Annotated in this window: 17 protein-coding genes; 12 read left to right on the top strand and 5 right to left on the bottom strand. The window is 69.4% G+C overall.

Annotated elements, in window-relative coordinates; all coding sequences use genetic code 11:
• The first annotated feature begins 3 nt into the window (after nt 1–3).
• The 3 genes from ABD333_RS23610 (at nt 4) to ABD333_RS23600 (ending at nt 3,060) form a co-directional block, all read left to right on the top strand.
• The gene (locus ABD333_RS23610; protein WP_344544188.1) at nt 4–891 is read left to right on the top strand and encodes a fructosamine kinase family protein; all 888 of its coding nucleotides are present in this window, start codon (nt 4–6) and stop codon (nt 889–891) included.
• Between the two features lie 114 nt (nt 892–1,005).
• A complete protein-coding gene (locus ABD333_RS23605) occupies nt 1,006–2,055 on the top strand; it encodes a hypothetical protein (protein ID WP_344544186.1) in 1,050 nt (349 codons plus the stop codon).
• Between the two features lie 150 nt (nt 2,056–2,205).
• Complete coding sequence (locus tag ABD333_RS23600; protein ID WP_344544695.1) at nt 2,206–3,060, top strand: PSP1 domain-containing protein; 855 nt, start codon at nt 2,206–2,208, stop codon at nt 3,058–3,060.
• Between the two features lie 19 nt (nt 3,061–3,079).
• Here ABD333_RS23600 and ABD333_RS23595 read toward each other — a convergent pair whose 3' ends face one another.
• Nucleotides 3,080–3,949 carry an AfsR/SARP family transcriptional regulator gene (locus ABD333_RS23595; RefSeq protein ID WP_344544184.1) on the bottom strand — a complete coding sequence of 290 codons (870 nt, stop codon included), beginning with the start codon at nt 3,947–3,949 and terminating at the stop codon, nt 3,080–3,082.
• 186 nt (nt 3,950–4,135) lie between these two features.
• Nucleotides 4,136–5,056, bottom strand: a complete 921-nt coding sequence (locus ABD333_RS23590) for a hypothetical protein (RefSeq protein ID WP_344544182.1) — start codon at nt 5,054–5,056, stop codon at nt 4,136–4,138.
• Between the two features lie 275 nt (nt 5,057–5,331).
• Between ABD333_RS23590 and ABD333_RS23585 the strand changes: the two genes are divergently transcribed.
• The 4 genes from ABD333_RS23585 (at nt 5,332) to ABD333_RS23570 (ending at nt 10,816) form a co-directional block, all read left to right on the top strand.
• The gene (locus ABD333_RS23585) at nt 5,332–6,192 is read left to right on the top strand and encodes a M23 family metallopeptidase (RefSeq protein WP_344544180.1); all 861 of its coding nucleotides are present in this window, start codon (nt 5,332–5,334) and stop codon (nt 6,190–6,192) included.
• A 35-nt stretch (nt 6,193–6,227) separates the two neighbouring features.
• Nucleotides 6,228–7,106, top strand: a complete 879-nt coding sequence (locus tag ABD333_RS23580) for a M23 family metallopeptidase (RefSeq protein ID WP_344544178.1) — start codon at nt 6,228–6,230, stop codon at nt 7,104–7,106.
• Nucleotides 7,107–7,187: 81 nt separating this feature from the next.
• Entirely contained in the window at nt 7,188–8,975 is a 1,788-nt protein-coding gene (locus ABD333_RS23575) for a PucR family transcriptional regulator (protein ID WP_344544177.1), read from the top strand.
• A 41-nt stretch (nt 8,976–9,016) separates the two neighbouring features.
• The gene (locus ABD333_RS23570) at nt 9,017–10,816 is read left to right on the top strand and encodes an AMP-dependent synthetase/ligase (RefSeq protein ID WP_344544175.1); all 1,800 of its coding nucleotides are present in this window, start codon (nt 9,017–9,019) and stop codon (nt 10,814–10,816) included.
• Between the two features lie 234 nt (nt 10,817–11,050).
• On the opposite strand, the gene ABD333_RS23565 is transcribed toward ABD333_RS23570, so the two are convergent.
• The 3 genes from ABD333_RS23565 to ABD333_RS23555 all read right to left on the bottom strand — a co-directional run bounded on the left by ABD333_RS23565 (nt 11,051) and on the right by ABD333_RS23555 (nt 14,328).
• Nucleotides 11,051–12,205 carry a fatty acid desaturase family protein gene (locus ABD333_RS23565; RefSeq protein ID WP_344544174.1) on the bottom strand — a complete coding sequence of 385 codons (1,155 nt, stop codon included), beginning with the start codon at nt 12,203–12,205 and terminating at the stop codon, nt 11,051–11,053.
• 17 nt (nt 12,206–12,222) lie between these two features.
• Complete coding sequence (locus ABD333_RS23560) at nt 12,223–13,389, bottom strand: ferredoxin reductase (RefSeq protein ID WP_344544172.1); 1,167 nt, start codon at nt 13,387–13,389, stop codon at nt 12,223–12,225.
• 180 nt (nt 13,390–13,569) lie between these two features.
• Nucleotides 13,570–14,328: a DUF427 domain-containing protein gene (locus ABD333_RS23555; protein ID WP_344544170.1), complete on the bottom strand. Its 759-nt coding sequence runs from the start codon at nt 14,326–14,328 to the stop codon at nt 13,570–13,572.
• Nucleotides 14,329–14,436: 108 nt separating this feature from the next.
• Here ABD333_RS23555 and ABD333_RS23550 point away from each other — a divergent pair, with 108 nt between their 5' ends.
• The 5 genes from ABD333_RS23550 to ABD333_RS23530 all read left to right on the top strand — a co-directional run bounded on the left by ABD333_RS23550 (nt 14,437) and on the right by ABD333_RS23530 (nt 19,012).
• Complete coding sequence (locus ABD333_RS23550) at nt 14,437–15,651, top strand: efflux RND transporter periplasmic adaptor subunit (protein ID WP_344544168.1); 1,215 nt, start codon at nt 14,437–14,439, stop codon at nt 15,649–15,651.
• A complete protein-coding gene (locus ABD333_RS23545) occupies nt 15,648–16,388 on the top strand; it encodes an ABC transporter ATP-binding protein (RefSeq protein WP_344544166.1) in 741 nt (246 codons plus the stop codon). Before ABD333_RS23550 ends, ABD333_RS23545 begins: the two co-directional genes overlap by 4 nt.
• 66 nt (nt 16,389–16,454) lie before the next feature.
• Nucleotides 16,455–17,693, top strand: a complete 1,239-nt coding sequence (locus ABD333_RS23540) for an ABC transporter permease (protein ID WP_344544164.1) — start codon at nt 16,455–16,457, stop codon at nt 17,691–17,693.
• A 16-nt stretch (nt 17,694–17,709) separates the two neighbouring features.
• Nucleotides 17,710–18,228: a hypothetical protein gene (locus ABD333_RS23535; RefSeq protein WP_344544162.1), complete on the top strand. Its 519-nt coding sequence runs from the start codon at nt 17,710–17,712 to the stop codon at nt 18,226–18,228.
• A gap of 103 nt (nt 18,229–18,331) precedes the next feature.
• On the top strand, nt 18,332–19,012 hold the full coding sequence (locus ABD333_RS23530; RefSeq protein WP_344544160.1) for a YceI family protein: 681 nt from the start codon (nt 18,332–18,334) through the stop codon (nt 19,010–19,012).
• Nucleotides 19,013–19,110: the final 98 nt, after the last annotated feature.

Below are 19,110 nucleotides of genomic sequence, written 5' to 3'. Positions count from 1 at the left end.
CCCGTGCTCGATCCCACCCGTGTCAGTGATCTCCTCGGCGTCCCGGTCGAGAAGATCACCGACCGTGGCTCCAGCCACTCCTGGACGTTGCATCACGTCCGGCTGGCCGATGGCCGTGAGGTCTTCGTCAAGGCCGCTCATGATCAGGCGGGGGTGTTCGCGGCGGAGGCGGCGGGTCTGCGCTGGCTGGCCGAGGCCGAGGGCGGGCAGGGCGTGCCCGTGGCCGGACGTGGCGTACCCGTGGCCGGGGTGCTGGCCGCCGACGATCATCACCTGATCCTGCCGTGGCTGCCCGCCGAGCCGCCCGGGCCCACCGCGGCCGAACGGTTCGGACGTGAGCTCGCAGCACTCCACAAGGCTTCCCCACCGACGGCGTACGGGGCGTCCTGGCCGGGCTATATCGCCGACCTTCCGCTCGACAACACGCTTACCGACGCCGAGTCCGGGGACGCTTGGCCGCGCTGGTACGCCGAACGACGGCTCGCCCCGTTCCTCGCCCGCGCCTCCGGCCATCTCAGCGGACCGGACGTGGCGCTGGTCGAACGCGTCATCACCGAGATCGACGACCTGGCCGGGCCGCCGGAGCCGCCCAGCCGCATCCACGGCGATCTGTGGTCCGGCAACGTCCTGTGGTCGGGCGGTCGCGGATGGCTCATCGACCCCGCCGCGCACGGCGGCCACCGGGAGACCGATCTCGCGATGCTGGCCCTCTTCGGCGCTCCGCACCTCTCACAGGTCCTGGGCGCCTACGATGAGGTCGCCCCGCTTGCGGCGGGATGGCGCGAACGGGTGCCGCTGCACCAGTTGCACCCGCTGCTCGTCCACGTCGCGCTGTTCGGCGGCTCGTACCGCTCGGCCATGGTCGAGGCGGCGCGCGCGGCCCTGGGTTGACCTGGTTGACCTGGTCGCCAACAGCAAAGAATGGCTGTTTGTCATGAGATAGATGAGATAGAAACTACTGGCGGGACACGGGGCGGAACCGAGAGGCGGGTGCGGCGCAACCCCATGAACGACGAACGTGAGAGCAGGCACGAGAAGCCCGGCAGGGCCGCCGGGCTGCGCGGCGTGTGGCGTGCCGCGGTTCCGGTGGCCGCCGCCATCGGCGTGGCTCTCGTCGTCGGCGGTGGGGTCGATCTCGTCCACTCCAGGCAGGAGTCGGACGAGCCCAAGCCCAAATCCGCCAAGACGACCGCCGTGGGCAAGGCCGACACCAAGGGCCCGCGCTACGTCGTGGGCGTCCGCCGCAGTGGCACGGCCCTGGTCGTCCGCGACATCCGTACCGGAGACGACGTGGGCCTGCCGGTCGCGGCCCCGCAGGGCCAGCGTTTCCAGCGGATCGCCTCCGGCGGCGACGGCTCGTACGTCGTGGCCGCCAAGACCGCTAGCAAGGTGACCTTCCAGCGGCTCAGCCTGGACAAGAACGGTCACCCCGAGGCGCTCGCCGAGATACCGCGCGTCGCCGTCACCGGCGTCTCGACGCCGTGGTCCGACCTCGCGGTGACCGCCGACGGGGACAAGATCGCGTACGTGACGTACCGCGGTGCCCGGAGCCGTCTCGACGTCATCTCGGTCGGCACCGGGCAGCGCAAGACCTGGACGACCAAGGCCGCCGCCCGCCTCAGCAGCCTCTCGTGGGCCGGCGACACCCTCTCCTTCGTCTGGAACCCCGTCCGCAAGGTCAAGGGCAAGCTGGTGGAGATCCGCCATCAGGTGCGGACTCTCGACACCGGCGGTCCCGCGGGCGACCTCGCGCTCAGCAAGGCGGTGCTCCGGCTGCCCAAGGGCAGCGAGACGGCCGTGCTCAGCCAGGACGGCCAGACCGTCGTCGCGGGCGTCACCGAGCAGTCGCAGATCGCGCTGCAGGCGTTCTCCGTGGAGACCGGACGCCCCACGAAGGTGCTCTGGGAGAAGCAGGTCACGGGCGCCGGTGACCTCACCGGCCTGGACTCCGACGCCACCGGCGGCCATCTGCTGATCACGGGCGCCGACGGCCGCCTGTACATCCAGGGCGCCCCCGCCGTACCCGCCGAAGACCTCGCCGACGCCGCCTGGTAGGCGCGACGCCTCCGCGACGCCTCCGCGACGCCTCCGCGAGGCTTCCGCGACGCCTCCGCGCGGCATTCGTGATCTTGATCGATCGCGGCGGGCGGACCGTACGACGTAGGGTTGGGGCACGAGACCGGGCGAACGGAGCGAACCGTGGGCATGGTGATGGCCGTCAGCTTCACCCGTTACGGCCGCCTCTACTACCTCGACCCGGGCACGCACTCGCCCAAGGTGGGCGACAAGGTGCTCGTTCCCACCGATTCGGGCCCCGAGGTGGCCGAGTGCGTGTGGGCGCCGCAGTGGGTCAGCGAGGACGTCGAAGGCCTTCCGCTGTGCGAGGGCCCGGCCGCCGACCACCATCTCGCCCGGGACGAGAGCAACCGCCGCCGCCGGGCCGAGGGACGCAGCATCGCCAAGCGGCTGATCCGCAAGCACGAGCTCCCCATGAAGGTCATCGGCGTGGACTATCTCGACGCCGACAACGTGTTCAAGGTCTACTTCTCCGCGCCGCACCGCGTCGACTTCCGGGCGCTGGTCCGCGACCTGGCGCGCAACGTCAAGGCACGCGTCGAGCTGCGGCAGGTCGGGCCGCGCGACGAGGCCCGCCTCCAGGGCGGCATCGGGCCGTGCGGCCGTGATCTGTGCTGCGCCACGTTCCTCAAGGACTTCGAGCCCGTCTCGGTCCGCATGGCCAAGGAGCAGGACCTCCCCGTCAACCCGCTGCGCATCGCCGGAGCCTGCGGCCGGCTGATGTGCTGCCTCAAGTACGAGCACCCGCTGTACGTCCAGGCGCACGAACGGATGCCCAAGCTGGGCGAACGCGTGGAGACCCCGGAGGGGCCCGGGCAGGTCGTCGGCCGCAACGTCCCGTCCGACCGGGTGACCGTCCGCCTCTCCAGTGGCGGTCGCTGCTCGTGCCCCTCCGCGTCCGTCTGCTCACCCCGCCAGCAGCATGACGCTCTCTACGGCGAAGGCGAAGACACGGCCGCCGCCAACGGCGCGGACGTGGACTGAACCGGCTTCGCCGGGACCGTCAGCGGCCTGAGCGGTGAACGGCCGCACGGCGCAGGCCCCCGGCGCGATGCCGGCCGTGCCGGCCGTGGCGTGTCCGCTGACGGCAGGCCATGGCCGGCCCTGGAACGGACGTGTCGCGAAGCGGCGTCGGCTGCCGCTGGACGGACGGCGCGTCCTTGAGGATCGCGTCGTGCAGTTCCCGTAGCGCGCGACCCGGCTCCAGGCCCAGCTCCTCGGCGAGGATGCGGCGTCCGTCCTGGTAGACGGCCAGCGCCTCGGCCTGGCGGCCGGAGCGGGCCAGCGCCGTCATCAGCTGGGCGCGCGGCCGTTCGCGGAAGGGGTTCTCCGCGACCAGGGCCATCAGGTCGCCGGCCACCTCGTGGTGATGGCCGCGGGCGAGTTCGAGCTCGGCCAGCTCCTCCACGGCCGTCCGCCGCAGCTCCTCCCAGCGCAGGCCGCCGGTCGTGAGCCGCAGGCTGTCCAGACCGGAGAGCACTGGGCCGCGCCACAGCTCCAGCGCCCGCCGGTAGAGCTCGGCGGCCTCGTCCGTACGCCCGTCGGCCGCGGCGTCACGGGCCGCCGCGACGCGTTCCTCTGCGACGCGCGCGTCGATCCGCACGGTGTCGTCCTTGATCCGGTAGCCCGGGTTCACGGTCTCGATCACATCGCCGAGACCGGCGTCGCGGAACACGCGCCGCAGGCCGGAGACCGCGATGGCGATCTGCGTCCGCATGGAGGGCGGCGGCTCGCCGTCCCAGACCGCCTCGACGAGGCTTTCGACGGGGACCACGCGTCCCGGTTCGAGGAGGAGCACCGCGAGCACGAGCCGCGGTCGCGGCCCGGGGAGCCTGATCTGCCGGTCCCCGTCGACGGCCTGCAATGGACCCAAGATTTGGAATTCCACCAGATCCGACTTCCCTTCTGTGCTGGGCCGAACCCCCTGTGCGGCCTCCGCGTCACTGCCCCCCGGCAGGACTGCAGTAGACAAACACGGACAGGGTCCGGCCTGCCCGGCGAACCGGGCCACAACCCGTTCAGTGTCGTTCTGAATAGCGTTCGGCCAGGTGAGAGCGGTTCAGTTGAACGAGCACTCGCGCGTCACGGCGGGATCGGGGTGCTCGGGGGCGAGCACGTGCGAGGCCGGCATGAACCCCCAGCCTTCGAGTTCGGTCTTGGCGGTCATGCGGTCGCCCTGCGTGTAGTACCAGATGTCGTTGCCCCCGGCGTGCCTTTCGCCGCGGACCCAGCAGGCGAACCAGCTGCGCCGGGTTTCCATCACGCCCACGTGGACGTCCGCACGCGGATGTTCGTAGAGGGGCGACGCGGGTTTGTTGGAGCACTGGAAGACATGCTTCCAGGTCTCCTTGTGCCGGATATCGGTGTGCAGTTCGTTGATCGGACGGCAGGGCTCCGTCGCGGCGGCGTTGGAGTTGCTCACCGGCGCGGCTCCGGTCTCGGTGGCCGGACCCGGCTTCTTGTCCGGCTCCTTGTCGCCGTTGGTGAGAACCACGACGACCGCCACGGCCGCCATCGCGACCAGCGCCGCGACGGCGGCCAGTCCTACCGGGTGGACCGCCGTCGTGCGGCGCGGCCCCTGCTCGCTCTGGTCGAACGAGGGAATGGTCAGGTCGGACGCCTGCTGTGAGGGCTGCGTCTGCTCGGAGGCGGCGTTCTCGGCCGCGTTGGCCTGCCGCTCCGCCAGAACGTTCCATCGCGCCTGCCAGCGGGCGACCTCGGTATCGAGATCCTGGTGACCCCGATATCTGAGGCACGCCTCGACGAAGCGCATGGAGGCCGTCTCCGGCGGCCGCATCAGGGGATTCCGGCCGATGAGGTTGGAGATGGCCGCGGGCGAGAGACCGGTGACCCGGCCGGTCAGAGTCCGGTACTTCGGTGTGCCGCACCACTCGTACAGCGCGCGTAGCCGGGCCGTGAGATCGGTCCAGCTTTCGGCGCCTTCAGGGCCGGGCGGCGGGGGTGGGGCTGGGCTGGGCAACGTGACGCTCCAATGGAACGTGGGCTGGTTTTCGGTCTATGTGACGAAACGGTGGCATTTTCGGTTCACTTCTGCCACACGCGAGCCGTGCCGTCCTCCGGCTCACGGCCGCCACGGCGCGACGTTCGCCCAGGTCAGCAGGCGCGCTAATCGATCGTTTAACGCGGCGAAAAGAGATCGTTAACGCGGGTCCCTACGGTGCTGACCGCCGGACGGGCGCCTTGCGGCCCGTCCGCCGCGGACCTCCGTCCTCCCCTCGACGAAGAGAGATCACCATGTCCGGAAAGTGGCGTACACGGCTGGCCCGGGCGGCCGTCCCGGCCGTCATGGCGGCAGCCCTGGCGGGCGGTCAGCTGAACGCCGCCGCATCGGCGCGGACCGCGGACCAGGACACGGCTCGGACCGCCGCGCGCCCCACGTTCCAGCTCCCGGTGCCCTGCGGCCAGAAATGGACGACGTCCACGCACGACGACCACGCCAGCAAGTTCATGGTCGACATGATCAACAAGACCGGGAAGACCAGGGGGACTCCCGTACTGGCCTCGGCCGCGGGCAAGGTCACCGAGTCGACGTTCTACAACGACGCCGGCAACGTCATCACGGTCAACCACGGCGGGGGCTGGAGCACCCGCCACATGCACCTGGACTCTCGTTCGGTCAGGGTCGGCGCCAAGGTCAAGCTGGGCACCAAGCTCGGCACGGTCGGCAACACCGGCGCCTGGACGTCCGGCCCGCACCTGCACTATCAGCAGCAGCTGAACGGCAAGGTCGTGCAGGCGAAGTTCAACGGCCGCACGCTGCCGGTGAAGTGGAGGTACGGGCAGCACTACGAGACCAGCAAGAACAAGTGCGGCCCCAAGCCGCCCAAGAAGTACTGGGTGGTCACCAAGGCCAAGAGCAGCGGCTACACGGCCACCAAGAAGGGGACCAAGGTCGGTTTCCTGAAGAAGGGCAAGAACTACGTCTTCTGCGCGGCCAAGGGCGACAGCAAGAAGTACGGGAAGCACAAGTCGAGCTGGTGGCTGAAGACCGACCTTGACAGCGGCCACGTCAACAAGTGGGTGCCCGCCGCCTACCTCGGCAAGGGCGGTGGCCAGCCGAAGGACACCAAGGGCAAGACCATTCCCCGCTGCTAACGCTCGTTCAACCCCGACAGCAAAGGACACCGTACATGCGCATTCCCCAGCTGAACCGGCTGCTCGTCGCCGGCACCGCCACGGCCGCCCTCGGCGGCGGCCTGGTCGCGGCCATCCCCGCCACCGCCACCGCCGCCCCTGCGGCTCCGGCGGAGGCGCAGGCGGCGCCGAAGTTCCAGCTGCCGTTCGCCTGCGGGCAGAAGTGGCAGCTCAACACCTGGGCGCACACGCCCGCCCTGGACATGGTGAAGGAGCCCAGCCAGCACGGCACCGAAGGCGCCGCGCTGCTCGCCCCGGCGTCCGGCATCGTGGTCTCCTCGTACTGGCACGACAACGCGGGCAACGTCGTCCAGATCCGGCACGGCGGCCGTCACTACACGACCTACCTGCACATGAAGTACCGCTCGGTCAGCAAGGGGACCTGGATCGCCAGGGGCGCCAAGATCGGCGCTGTGGGCAAGACCGGCCCGACCGCGAACAAGCACCCCCACCTGCACTACGAGCAGGGCTACGACAAGAACAACAACGGCAGCGTCACCTGGGGTTACGGGGGCGCCGAGCGGGTCGCCGCCTCCTTCAACGGCAAGAAGTACACGGGCCGCGGCAAGGAGTGGGACAACGTCAAGAGCGCCAACAAGTGTGCGCCTAAGAAGCACTACGTCTCGCTGAAGGCCACCGGCACCGCCTACGTCTCGCCGACCAGCAAGAAGTCGGCGGGCAGGCTGAACAAGGGCAGGAACTACGTCTTCTGCGTGGCGTCCGGCCGGTCGTTCAGCTACCGGGGCAAGAGCAAGTACTGGCTCTACACCGAGCTCGACGCCGGCCTGAAGACCGGCTGGGTCTCGGCGGCCTACCTGGGCAAGGGCGGGGGCCGTCCCAAGGACGCGGTCGGCAGGGTCATTCCCTTCTGCTAATGCTCCACGTGGCGGGGCGTGGACCGAACAGGTCCACGCGCCGCTTTGCACGCCGTGCTCGTGCGGACCGACAATCAGCCGATGGACTCCCCGCTCTATCGCCGTGCGGCCGCGCAGATCCCCCAGACAGCACGCCGCATGATCGCCGCGTTCGTGGCGGAGGTGCCCTTCTACGCGGCCCTGCCCCGCGAACTGCTGGACGGCGAGGTCACCGCCATCGCGATGAGCAACCTGCGGATCTTCCACCGCAGCCTGCGCGAGGACCGGGTCCCGACCCCACAACAGCTCGCCGAGCAGGCCGACTCGGCGGCGCGCCGGGCACAGGAGCGGTTTCCGCTCGACGCCCTGCTCGCGGTCTGCCACATAGGCGCCCGCGTCGGCCTGGAGATGCTGGAAGAACTCGCCGAACCCGCGGAGACGGCCGACCTGGTAGCGGCCGCGCCACGGGTGGTGCGCTACCTGCAAGCCATGATCCCGGTCGTCGCCGACGCCTACCTGCAAGAACAGCAGGCGATCCACGGAGCGGACCGAGAGGCCAGACGCGCGCTGGTCGAGGCGCTGCTGGCCGGCGATCCGGACGAGGCGCTAGCCGAACGCGTGGACCTCGACCTCGCACCCCGCTACCTCGTGCTCGTACTCCGCCTGACAGGCACCGACACAACAGGCGACGGCCGCGGTGTCTGGGCACGCCGAACCGTCCGGCTCATGCAACGCGAACTGGACCACCACCAGCTCTCATCCCCCGGACACGTGCTCTCGGCACTCGACGGCGCAGGCGGAACCGTCCTCCTATCCGCCCCACCCCACCCCCCAACCACCCCCACACCGACCGGAGCACCCTCCGCCACCTCGGCCGGTACGCCCTCCGACAAGTCGGCCGATGCGTCGTCCGCCAGGAGTAGGGCATCCGTCACGTCGGCCGGTGCGCCCTCCGCCACCTCGCCTGGTGCGGGATCAGCCGAGTCGCCCGGAATGCCGCCCACCGGGTCGGCCGATGAGTCGTCCGCCGGATCGGCAGATGCGGCTTCACTCGGGTCGGCCCGTGCGGGCTCAGCCGAGTCGCCCGGAGAGCCGTCCGCCGCGTCGGCCGGTGCGGCCTCGGTCGGGGCGGCTGGTGCGGTACCCGCCGGATCGGTTGGTGCAGGATCAGGCGGGTCGGCCGATGTTGCCTCGGCGGCGTCGGCCGGTGCGGCGTCCGCCCGTCCGGCCGATGTGGCCTCTGACGCGTTGGTCATGCCAACCTCCGCCGAGTCGACTGGTGCGGCGCCCGCCGAGTCGGCTGGGGCGGGGGTCGTGGCGTCCGCCAAGCCATTTTCCGCCACGGGGTCTGTGGCGTCGGCCGCTGCCATGCCGGATGCTGACCCGGCGCGGATTCGGCTTGATGTCGAACGGGCGGCGCTGCCTGAGCTGGTGGAACGCATCGCGGCCGCGACCGGCTCGACGGTCATCGCCGGAGTCGCCGTGGCGGACACCGCCGCCCTGCCCGCCGCCGTCACGGAAGCCGAGGAGGTGGCCGAGCTCGCCGAGCGGCTCGGTCGTCCGTCCGGCGTGTACGGGCTCGACGACATGTTGCTCGAACACCAGCTTTCGAGGCCCGGCCCGGCACGAGACCGGCTCGCCGGGATGCTCGCGCCGCTGGCCTGCCATCCCCATCTGCTGGAGGCCGTACGGGCGTACGTGGAGTGCGGCTACAACCGGCATCGGGCCGCCGCGCGCATCCACGTCCACCGCAACACGCTCAACTACCGGCTGCGCCGGGTCGAGGCGCTGACCGGCGTCGATCCCGCCGATCCGGTGGGCTGCCGGATGCTCGCCGCGGCGCTGATCACCCATGATGTGGTCGAAAAGGACAGCCAGAACGAGCGGTAAGGCCATCTCGCCAGGCCAGGGCGATCCCTACGTTTCGTTCCATGCTCGATCCCACTCAATTCGCTGCACATCCTGATCCGGTTCGTACGCCCACGCTCGCCACGTTCGGCAGCGCGGTTGGCGAGCGCTACGGGGATGCTGTGGCGATCCGTTCGGCCCGGCCTTGCCGTTGGCCGGAGCTGACCTACGCCAGGCTCGCCGAGCTGACCGAGGAGCTTGCGTGCGGCCTGGTGGCGCTGGGCGTCGCCCCGGGCGACCGCGTCGCCGTGCTGGCCGAGACCCGGCCCGAGTGGACGGTGTGCGCGCTGGCCATCGCGGCGGCGGGCGCGGTGTGCGTGCCGGTGTACCCGACCAACTCGCCCGAGGAATGCGAGTGGGTGCTGTCCGACTCCGGTACGACCGTGCTGATCTGCGAGAACGTCGCGCAGGCGGCAAAGGTGGGGCAACTGCCGGAGCTGCGCGATGTGATCCTCATGGACGTCGAGCCGCCGGGCCGCGGACTGCCTTCGCTGGACGATCTCCTTGCCTGGGGACGCGGGGTCAATCCCGCAGAGCTTGAACGAAGGGCCGCCGCACTCCCGGCCAACGACCCGTACACGATCGTCTACACCTCCGGTACCACCGGCAACCCGAAGGGATGCCGCCTCACGCACGCCGGTTGGAACGCCACCGCGGACGGGCTCAAGGGCCTCATCCCGGTGGGCGTAGGCGAGGTCGTCTATCTCTACCTGCCGCTGGCGCATCTGCTCGCGCAGGCCATCCAGTTGCAGGTGTTCGCACTCGGCGGTGTGCTGCACTACTTCGGTGGCGACATCCGCCAAGTCGTCGAGGAGCTCGCGGAGATACGGCCGCATTTCCTGCCGTCCGTACCGCGGATGTTCGAGAAGGTGCACGCGCGGGTCACGGCTCTGCTGGCGGACGCGCCCGCCGAGGACCGCGCCGCGTTCGGGCGAGCCTTGGAGCTGGGCCGGGAGGTACGCGGCGCCATGGAACGCGGCGAGCCGGTGCCGGACGGGACGCGGCTGGCCTTCGAGGAGGCGGACGAGCGCTGGTTGTCGATGGTGCGCGGTGTCTTCGGCGGACGCGTCAAGGCGGCACTGACGGGGGCCGCGCCGATCGCGCCGGAGATCCTTGAGTTCTTCCACGTGTGCGGCATCACGCTGTACGAGGGGTACGGCATGACCGAGACCACCGCTGTGATCAGCTTGAACGCCCAGGGACGGCGGAGGTTCGGCACGGTCGGCCGGCCGATCCCGGGCGTCGAGGTGCGGATCGCCACGGACGGCGAGGTCGTGGTCCGGGGCGCCAACCTCTTCGCGGGCTATCACCACAACGAGGCGGCGACGGCCGAGGTTCTGGTCGATGGCTGGCTGCACACCGGTGACCTGGGCGAGTTCGACGAGGACGGCTACCTGCGGATCACCGGCCGCAAGAAGGATCTGATCATTCCGGCCAGTGGCAAGAACATCAGCCCGGCCAACCTGGAGAACGACCTGCGCCGGTCACGCTGGATCGCTGGCGCGGTGGTCCACGGCGACCGCCGTCCCCACCTGGTGGCGCTGCTCACGCTGGACGCCGAAGAGATCGTCCCCTGGGCCACCGCGCGCGGTCTGCCCACGGACGTCGCCGAGCTCGCCACCCACCCCGACGTGACCGCGCTCCTCCAGACGGAGGTCGATCGAGTCAACGCCCGCCATACGCGTCCCGAGCAGATCAGGCGGTTCGCCGTACTCCCGCGCGACTTCACGCCAGAGCACGGCGAACTCACGCCCTCACTCAAAATCCGCCGAGCCGTGGTCAACAAGAACCACGCCGACCTCTTCGCGTCCCTCTACGCCTAACCCCACACCGCCCCACGTCCACGCCTGCCTTCGGCTACGCCCGCGTTCGGTGTGCGCCAGCCCTCTGGTGTGCGCCTAGCTTCGTGGTATGTCGGATCCTCATCTGCGCTCAGCCTTGGTTTGCCTAGTCCTCGGCTGCGCTGGGCATTCGGCTAGGGCTGGCCTCAGCGACACGTGGCTTCACTACGCCGGATTCTCGGCTGTGCCTGGCCTCGATGTGCGGTGGACGTTTGGCTAGGCCTGGTCCTCGTTCGGGCGGCTGCCGCCTGGGAAGGCGTAGCGGACGATCTTGCCCCAGGTGCTGGTGATCTGCTTGCGGAACGGGCCGGTGTGGTACGGGAGGTCGTACTTCTCGCACAGCGCCCGGATCCGGGGTGCGATCTCGGCGTACCGGTTGCTGGGCAGGTCGGGGAAGAGGTGGTGCTCGATCTGATGGCTGAGATTGCCGGTCATGAGATGGAAGAGCCGCCCGCCGGAGATGTTGGCCGAGCCGAGGAGTTGCCGGACGTACCACTCGCCCTTGGTCTCGCCCTCCAGCATCTCCTCCTCGAACACCTCGACGTCGCCGGGGAAGTGGCCACAGAAGATGATCGAGTGTGCCCACACGTTGCGGGCGACGTTGGCGGTGAAGTTGGCGGCCAGCGTGGACAGGAACTGCGGGCCGGTGAGCAGCGGGAACGCCACGTAGTCCTTGGCCCACTGGCGGCGGATCTTACGGCCGATGGCGCGCAGCTTCTCCTTGGTCTCCTCCGGATCGTTCGTGCCCTGCCGGATCTTGTCGAGCTCCAGGTCGTGCAGCGCCACCCCGTACTCGAAGAACATCGCCAGCAGCGCGTTGTAGATCGGCTGCGGGAGGTTGGCCCAGTGCCACTCCTGCTCGGGCGTGACGCGCAGGATGCCGTAGCCGACGTCGTTGTCCTTGCCGAGCACGTTGGTGAACGTGTGGTGGATGAAGTTGTGGGAGTGCTTCCACTGCTCGGCGGGGGAGACGTTGTCCCACTCCCACGTCGTGGAGTGGATCTTCGGGTCGCGCATCCAGTCCCACTGGCCGTGCATGACGTTGTGCCCGATCTCCATGTTCTCCAGGATCTTGGCGACCGTGAGGGTCGCGGTCCCGGCGAGCCAGGCGGGCGGCAGGATGGAGGCGAACAGCAGCGCGCGACCGCCGATCTCCAGGCCGCGCTGCAGCCGGATGATCCGGTGGATGTACGCCGCGTCGGTTTCGCCGAGCTCGGCGGTGATCTCGTCGCGGATGGCGTCCAGCTCGCGCTCGATCGTCTCGTAGTCGTCGGGGGTCAGATGCGCGGTGCTCTCGGGTCGGACCGCGGTCGGGAGCGTGGTGGCCTGGCGGGTCTTGAGCGAGTGCCCGTTTGTAGTGGTGACGGTCATGACGCCTCCTTCGTTGGTCAGAGTTCGATGTCCACGGGGCCGGCGGCCGCCGAGATACAGGTCTGGATGAGCTGGCCCTCTTCCCCGTGGACCTCGCCGGTGCGCAGGTCACGGACCTTGCCGGAGCAGAGGCGGCCGACGCAGCTGTAACAGATGCCCATCCGGCAGCCGCTCGGCAACAGCGCGCCCGCGGCCTCGCCCGCCACCAGTAGCGGGGTGGCGCCGTCGGCCTCGGCCTCGACTCCGCTCTTGGAGAAGGTCACCCGGCCGCCCTCGCCGTCGGTGACCGCGAGCACAGGGCGGAAACGTTCCATCCGGAGGCGCTCGTCGGCCCCGGCCGCTTGCCAGTGCTCGTCGAGATCGTCCAGCAGGTCTCCGGGCCCGCAGGCCCAGGTGTCACGCTCCGCCCAATCGGGGCAGATCTCGGCAAGCTCGGCCGGCTTGAATCGTCCGTCCTCCGCAGTGTGCCGCTCGTACAGACGCACACCCGGAACGCGCCGCGCCAACGCCCGCAGCTCGTCCCCGAAGATGACCTCTCCCGGCGTACGGGCCGAATGCACGATCACGATGTCCAGTCGCCCCGAACCTGCGGCTTGGGCCGCACCGGCGCCCTGGTCCGCGTCCCCGCGGCGGTCCGGCTTCGGCTGGCCGTTCAGCTGGCGAGGGTCGGCTGAGGACGCGGGGAGGTTCTTGGCCAGGGCTCGGAGCATGGCCATCACGGGGGTGATGCCGCTTCCGGCCGTGATGAAGAGGATGCGGTCAGGGAGCCGGTCCGGGAGGACGAAGTCGCCCTCGGGTTCGGACAGGCGGACGATCGTGCGGGGACGGGCGCGGTGTACGAGGTGCCGCGAGACGGTGCCGTCTTCCGTGGCCTTCACCGTGATGGTGAGGAGCCCGTCCTCGCGGGGCGGTGAGGACAGCGAGAACGTGCGCCAGTGGCGGACGCCGTCGAGGTCGATCCCGATCTTCACCCACTGGCCGGGCCGGTGGCCGGGCCAGTCGCGTCCGGGCCGGATCACGATGGTCGCGGCGCCGGGTGCCTCGTGCCGGATCGCCTCGATGCGCCCGCGCAGCTCGGCGGTCGACCAGAGCGGGTTGAGGAGCGAGAGGTAGTCCTCGGGCAGCAGAGGAGTGGTGAGCCAGCGGGCGGTGTCACCCAGCCGGCGTAGCGGGGTCGTGATCAAAAGGGGCCTCCCCCGGGCGCACTAACTTACGCTTGCGTAACCTACGGTTACGTAGGCGTAGGCGTTGAGGCAAGACTTCCCGGACAAAAGGGACAGGCATCACACCATCCCAAGATGGGACATCGAATGGTGTAATGCCTGCTGATAAATTCGGTCGCCGCGTTGTGAACCGACTGAGCGTCAGAACTTGGTTTTCGGACGCTCCTGCCTGACGCCGTCGACGAAGACGTCGACCTTCTCGTCGTAGAAGCACACCAGCCCGGCGACCCGTTCGCTCTCGGGAAGCGGCGTGGGATACGACCAGGCGAGATCCTTGTGAATCTTGTCGCCCGCGCGGACGGACCAGTATTCGGCCGTGCCCTTGTAGGGGCATCCCGTCGTGGTGTCGCTGCGTTCGAGCAGGTCCGTCCGTACGTGCGTCTTCGGCAGGTAGTAGCGCACCGGCAACCCGGTCTCGAACAGCAGCCGCGCGTTGCTCGACTCCGCCACCGTCACGCCGTCCACCTCGATGCGGATGTGCCGCGAGCTGGGCAGGATGTCGATCCGGCTGTACGGGTTGCGCGGATGGACGAACACCTCCTCGTCCTCCTCGAACCAGGCGTCCAGCGCGTCCCACTCCAGGCGTACGAGGTCGCGGAGCTCTGCGATAGGGGAGTCCACGTACCGCAGCGCCGCGCCCACCGCCTCCTGGCCCTCCACCTTCACCGTGTAGGACGTGGCGTCGCCCCGGCTGGGCGATCGCTCACCAGGTCCGTCCTCCACCAGTTCCGCCCGTACGTCGGACAGCGGAACGTAGTAGGCCGGGTAATAGGGAATCTCCCAAACGAGGGTGGGGTGGATCGTGTCCACGACTACCTGGCCGCCGAGGTAAGCACGAACCCTCTTGGCGCTCTGCTCGATCCGCACGCGAGTCTTGACCGGCTCCTGTTGTGTGCCCATGTCCGGGCAACAGCCCCTCCGTTGCGCCTATTTCGGGGAACGGCGGATCTCATCGAAATCTCAGACGACGATCAGAATGCGGCAAGGTGGCGGCACGAGTCTGCCGACATGAAATCGCCGTTCAAGCGCAGAACCCTGCTGCTCAACGGCACGCTCGGCGTGCTGCTGGCCGGTGGCGTGGGAGCCGCTTATCTGTCCTTGGCCGATGACGGGGCCGCCGCGCAACAGGGCCAGCAGCGAATCACCCGGGTGATGCGCGGAACGGTCGAGTCGACCGTCTCGGCTTCAGGATCGGTGGCGAGCGCACAGACACGTTCGCTCAACTTCGGGGCGTCGGGCACCGTGGCGAGGATTCACGTCCGGGCGGGCGAGAAGGTCTCCAAGGGAGAGACCCTGGCACGCCTGGACCAGGCCGCGGCGCTCGACAGCCTCAAGGCCACCGAGCTGAGCCTTGCCGCGGCTACGGAAAAGCTGGACGAGACGTCGTCGTCTTCGTCGTCGTATGCGCAGGTGTACTCCAGCTACGTACAGGCTAAGAACGCCTACCGTTCGGCACAGCAGACGCTCGACGGCACCGTTATCAAGGCACCGTTCGCCGGGACCGTGACCGAGGTGAACGGGAACGTGGGCGACTCGGCAGCCGCAGGCAGCGCCTCGTCCTCATCGTCGGGGAGCGGTGGACCGTCCAGCGAGAGCAGCACGAGCGCGGATGCCACCTCCAGCTCCTCCACCTCCAGTTCCTCCACCACGGGCTTCGTCGAGCTCGTGAACACGCGGTCGCTGGAGATCGAGGGCGACTTCACCGAGGCCGACACCACCAAGCTCAAGGTCGGCCAGGAGGCGGCGATCACGTTCGACGCGCTGACCGGCACGACCGCGACCGGCGAGATCGAGAAGATCTCGATCTCGCCGACCACCTCGGACAACGTGGTGACGTATCCCGTCACGATCGGCCTCACCGACGTTCCCTCGGGTGTGCGGATCGGCCAGACCGCCACCGTCGAGATCACCACGGGCAGCGCCGAGAACGTGCTGTACGTCCCGACCGCGGCGGTACGGGCCGCGGGCGGGCAGAGCACCGTCACCGTGCTGGAGAACGGCGAGCAGGTCGTCAGGACCGTCGAGACCGGCATCAAGGGCGACCAGGGCACGGTGATCAAGTCCGGGCTGAAGGAGGGCGACCAGGTCATCGTCGTGTCCACGAGCACGGGCTCGTCCACGCCGAACAACAACCGGATACCCGGAATGGGCGGCGGAGGCAGAGGCGGCCTGCCGGGTGGCGGCGGTGGCGGCATGCCCGGCGGCGGCGGAGCCCGGCCATGACCACGCCCGTTCTCGATATCCGCGACGTGACCAAGGTGTACGGGGACGGTGACATGGCCGTGCACGCGCTCCGCGGTGTCTCGCTCACCGTCGAACGCGGAGACTATGTCGCGATCATGGGAGCGTCGGGCTCCGGCAAGTCCACGTTGATGAACATCATCGGCTGTCTCGACGTCCCCAGCGGCGGCCGTTACCTCCTGGACGGACTCGACGTCGGCGGGCTGGACGAACGGCGGCTCGCGATCCTGCGCAACCGCAAGCTGGGCTTCGTCTTCCAGTCGTTCAACCTGATCCCGCGGATGACGGCGCAGGCGAACGTGGAGCTGCCGCTCGCGTACGGAGGCGTGAAGAAGGACGACCGCCGCCGGCGAGCGCTGGCCGCACTGGCCGAGGTCGGCCTGGACGACCGGGTCGGGCACGAGCCGAACGAGCTGTCCGGCGGCCAGCAGCAACGGGTCGCCGTGGCAAGGGCCCTGGTCACGGCGCCGACCATGGTCCTGGCCGACGAGCCGACGGGCGCGCTGGACAGCACGTCCACGACCGAGCTGCTGGCCGTCTTCGACCGGCTGAACCTGGCCGGCCGCACCATCGTGGTGATCACCCACGAGAACGAGGTGGCGGCCCACGCCAAGCGCGTGATCCGGCTCGTCGACGGACGGATCGTCGAGGACCGTCGCACGTCCGGCGTCTCCGCGCCGCCGCCCCGGCTGGCCTGGGCGAAGGAAGGTGCGCGATGAGCTCGCTGCTTCGGATGAAGGAAGGTGCGCGATGAGTCCGCTGGTCTGGACCAAGGAAGGTGCGCGATGAGTCCGCTGGAGATCTTGCGGTGCGCGTTGCGCGGTCTGGGCGCCGACAAGCTGCGCAGCGGTCTGACGACGCTGGGCGTCCTGATCGGGGTCGGTGCGGTGATCCTGCTGGTCGCGGTCGGGAACGGCTCGTCCGAGGCCGTCCAGAAGAGCATCCAGCGCCTCGGCGCCAACTCGTTCACCGTCACCAAGTCGACGACCGGCAACGGCGGCCTGCGCGGTGGTCTCGGGGTGCCCGCGACGTCCGGCGGCCCGCGAACCCAGGCCCGCGACCTGACCTTGGCCGACGCCGCCGCCCTGGCCGACAGGGTGAACGCCCCTTCCGTCAAGAGCGCCTCGCCGGTGGTCAACACCTCCTCGGTCTCGGCGTCGTACGGATCCTCCACCTCGACGGTCGGCCAGTTCGTGGGCACAACGCCCACGTACTTCTCCGCGGCCAGCAAGAACGTCGAACGTGGCGGTCCGTTCACCGCCACAGACGGCAAGGTCGCGGTGATCGGCAGCACCGTCGCCGACGAGCTCTTCGGCCGCACCGACCCGCTCGGCCAGAAGATGACGGTGTCGGGCATCCGGTTCACGGTGGTCGGCGTGCTCAAGGAGAGCGGCTCCGCCTCGTCCAGCTTCATGAACGCCGACAGCGTCGTGATCGCTCCGATCGCCGCGGTCCGGGAGACGCTCACGGGCTACGGCGGTCTCGACCAGATCGTCGTCGAGGCCCGGGACTCCGAGGTCGTCGGCTCCGCCCAAGCCGAGGTCACCGACATCCTCAACCAGCGGCACGACATCACCGGCACCGCCGACTTCCAGGTCACCGACCAGGCGAGCATCCAGTCCGCCGTCAGCGAGTCCAACAGGACGTTCACCGTCCTGCTCGGCGCGGTCGCCGCGATCAGCCTGCTGGTGGGCGGCATCGGCATCACCAACATCATGCTGGTCACCGTCACCGAACGGACGCGTGAGATCGGCATCCGCAAGGCCATCGGCGCGCCCCGCGGCGCCATCCTCGGCCAGTTCATCGCCGAGGCGACCGTGCTGAGCCTGCTGGGCGGCGTGCTCGGTGTCGTCGCCGGCGTGGCCGGGAGCCGCTTCACCATCGCCGGCGTCCAGCCCGTGATCGTTCCGTCGTCGATCGTGCTGGCGCTGGGGGTGTCGATCGCCATCGGCCTGTTCTTCGGCAGCATGCCCGCCGGCCGGGCCGCCAACCTGCGGCCCATCGAGGCCCTCCGCCATGAGTGACCCGAGGAGAACCCCCATGAACGAGCCCGACGTCCTGGAGACCTCCCCGTTCAAGGGAGATCTGGACGCCGAACTTGCCGCCCCGCCACGTCCCCGGCTAGGCCCGGGCCCGACCGCGTACCTGGGCGCAGGCATCCTGCTCGTGGCCGGTTTCCTGGGCGGCGTCCAAGCCGAAAAGGCCTGGTCGAACGGGGACCCTACGCAACCGGCCGGACGAACCTACCCCGGAAGCCAACCCAGCTACGCCGGAGGCCAGCGTGGCTTCGGCGGCCCCGGAAGCCTCGGAAGCTCCGGATCAGGCGAGCTGACGACCGGGACCATCGTCAAGGTCGTCGGCAACACCGTTCATCTGCGTACCGCCGACGGAAAGACCGTCAAGGTCACCACCAGCGGCGCGACGAAGGTGCGGGTGACGAAGGCGGGCACGGTCAAGGACCTGAAGTCCGGCACCTCCGTCGTCGTCCGCGGCTCCGCCGCCAAGGACGGCACGGTCACCGCCACCACGGTCAACCAGGGCGGCTCACTCCGCCCATGAACGCAGGAGAAGCATGATCAGCATGAACAGCATCCCGGCTCTCATGGGATTCTCATGAACGCTTTATGCCGCCTTACCAGGTGACCACGTACTTGTGGATCCCATGAAACGGCATTGGAAGCGCTGGACGCTGATCGGGGCCATCGTGGCGGTGGTCCTCGTCGTCGGTGGCCCGTTCGTCTATATCAACTTCATCCAGGACGACGCTCCCGAGCGCCTGTCGGTCTCGTCGGGCACCACCGCGAGCGGCCCGGCGACCTCTGTCGACGGTATGTGGAAAACGAGTTCCGGCTCCCAGGCGGGATATCGCGTCAAGGAAGTGCTCTTCGGCCAGAAGGTCGAGGCCGTCGGGCGTACCGGCGACGTCACGGGCGACCTCACGTTGAGCGGCACCCAGGTCGCGTCCGGTTCGTTCACCGTGGACCTCAGCACGGTCAAGAGCGACGAGGACCGGCGTGACCAGCAGTTCAAGGGCCGGATCATGGAGGTCTCGAAGTACCCGGACGCCACGTTCACGCTGACCCGGCCCATCGATCTCGGCACGGTTCCGGCGGTGGGCGCGAAGGTCACTGCCAGGGCCATCGGAACGCTGAAGCTCAAGGACGCCGAAAAGCCGGTCACGTTCGACGTCACCGCCTCCCGTACCGGCGACGGAACGGTCGAGGTGAGCGGCTCGATCCCGGTGAAGTTCGCGGACTACGGCATCGCGAACCCGAGCGTCGGCCCCATCCAGACCGAAGACAACGGCCAGGTCGAGTTCCTCCTCAAACTGACCCGTCCCTGACCGGCGTTGTGGACCCGGGGACGGCCGCTTTGGTGGCGTCGTCTCCGATGCGCGGCCCGGCCGGGGGAGCCCCCGATCCTGGCCGGGCCGTGCGGGGC

Origin of the sequence: Actinomadura fulvescens, from assembly GCF_039533225.1 — a bacterium.
Lineage (GTDB): Bacteria > Actinomycetota > Actinomycetes > Streptosporangiales > Streptosporangiaceae > Spirillospora > Spirillospora fulvescens.
The sequence above is the reverse complement of the archived record's forward strand: the minus strand, read 5'-3'. Positions and strand labels throughout refer to the sequence as shown.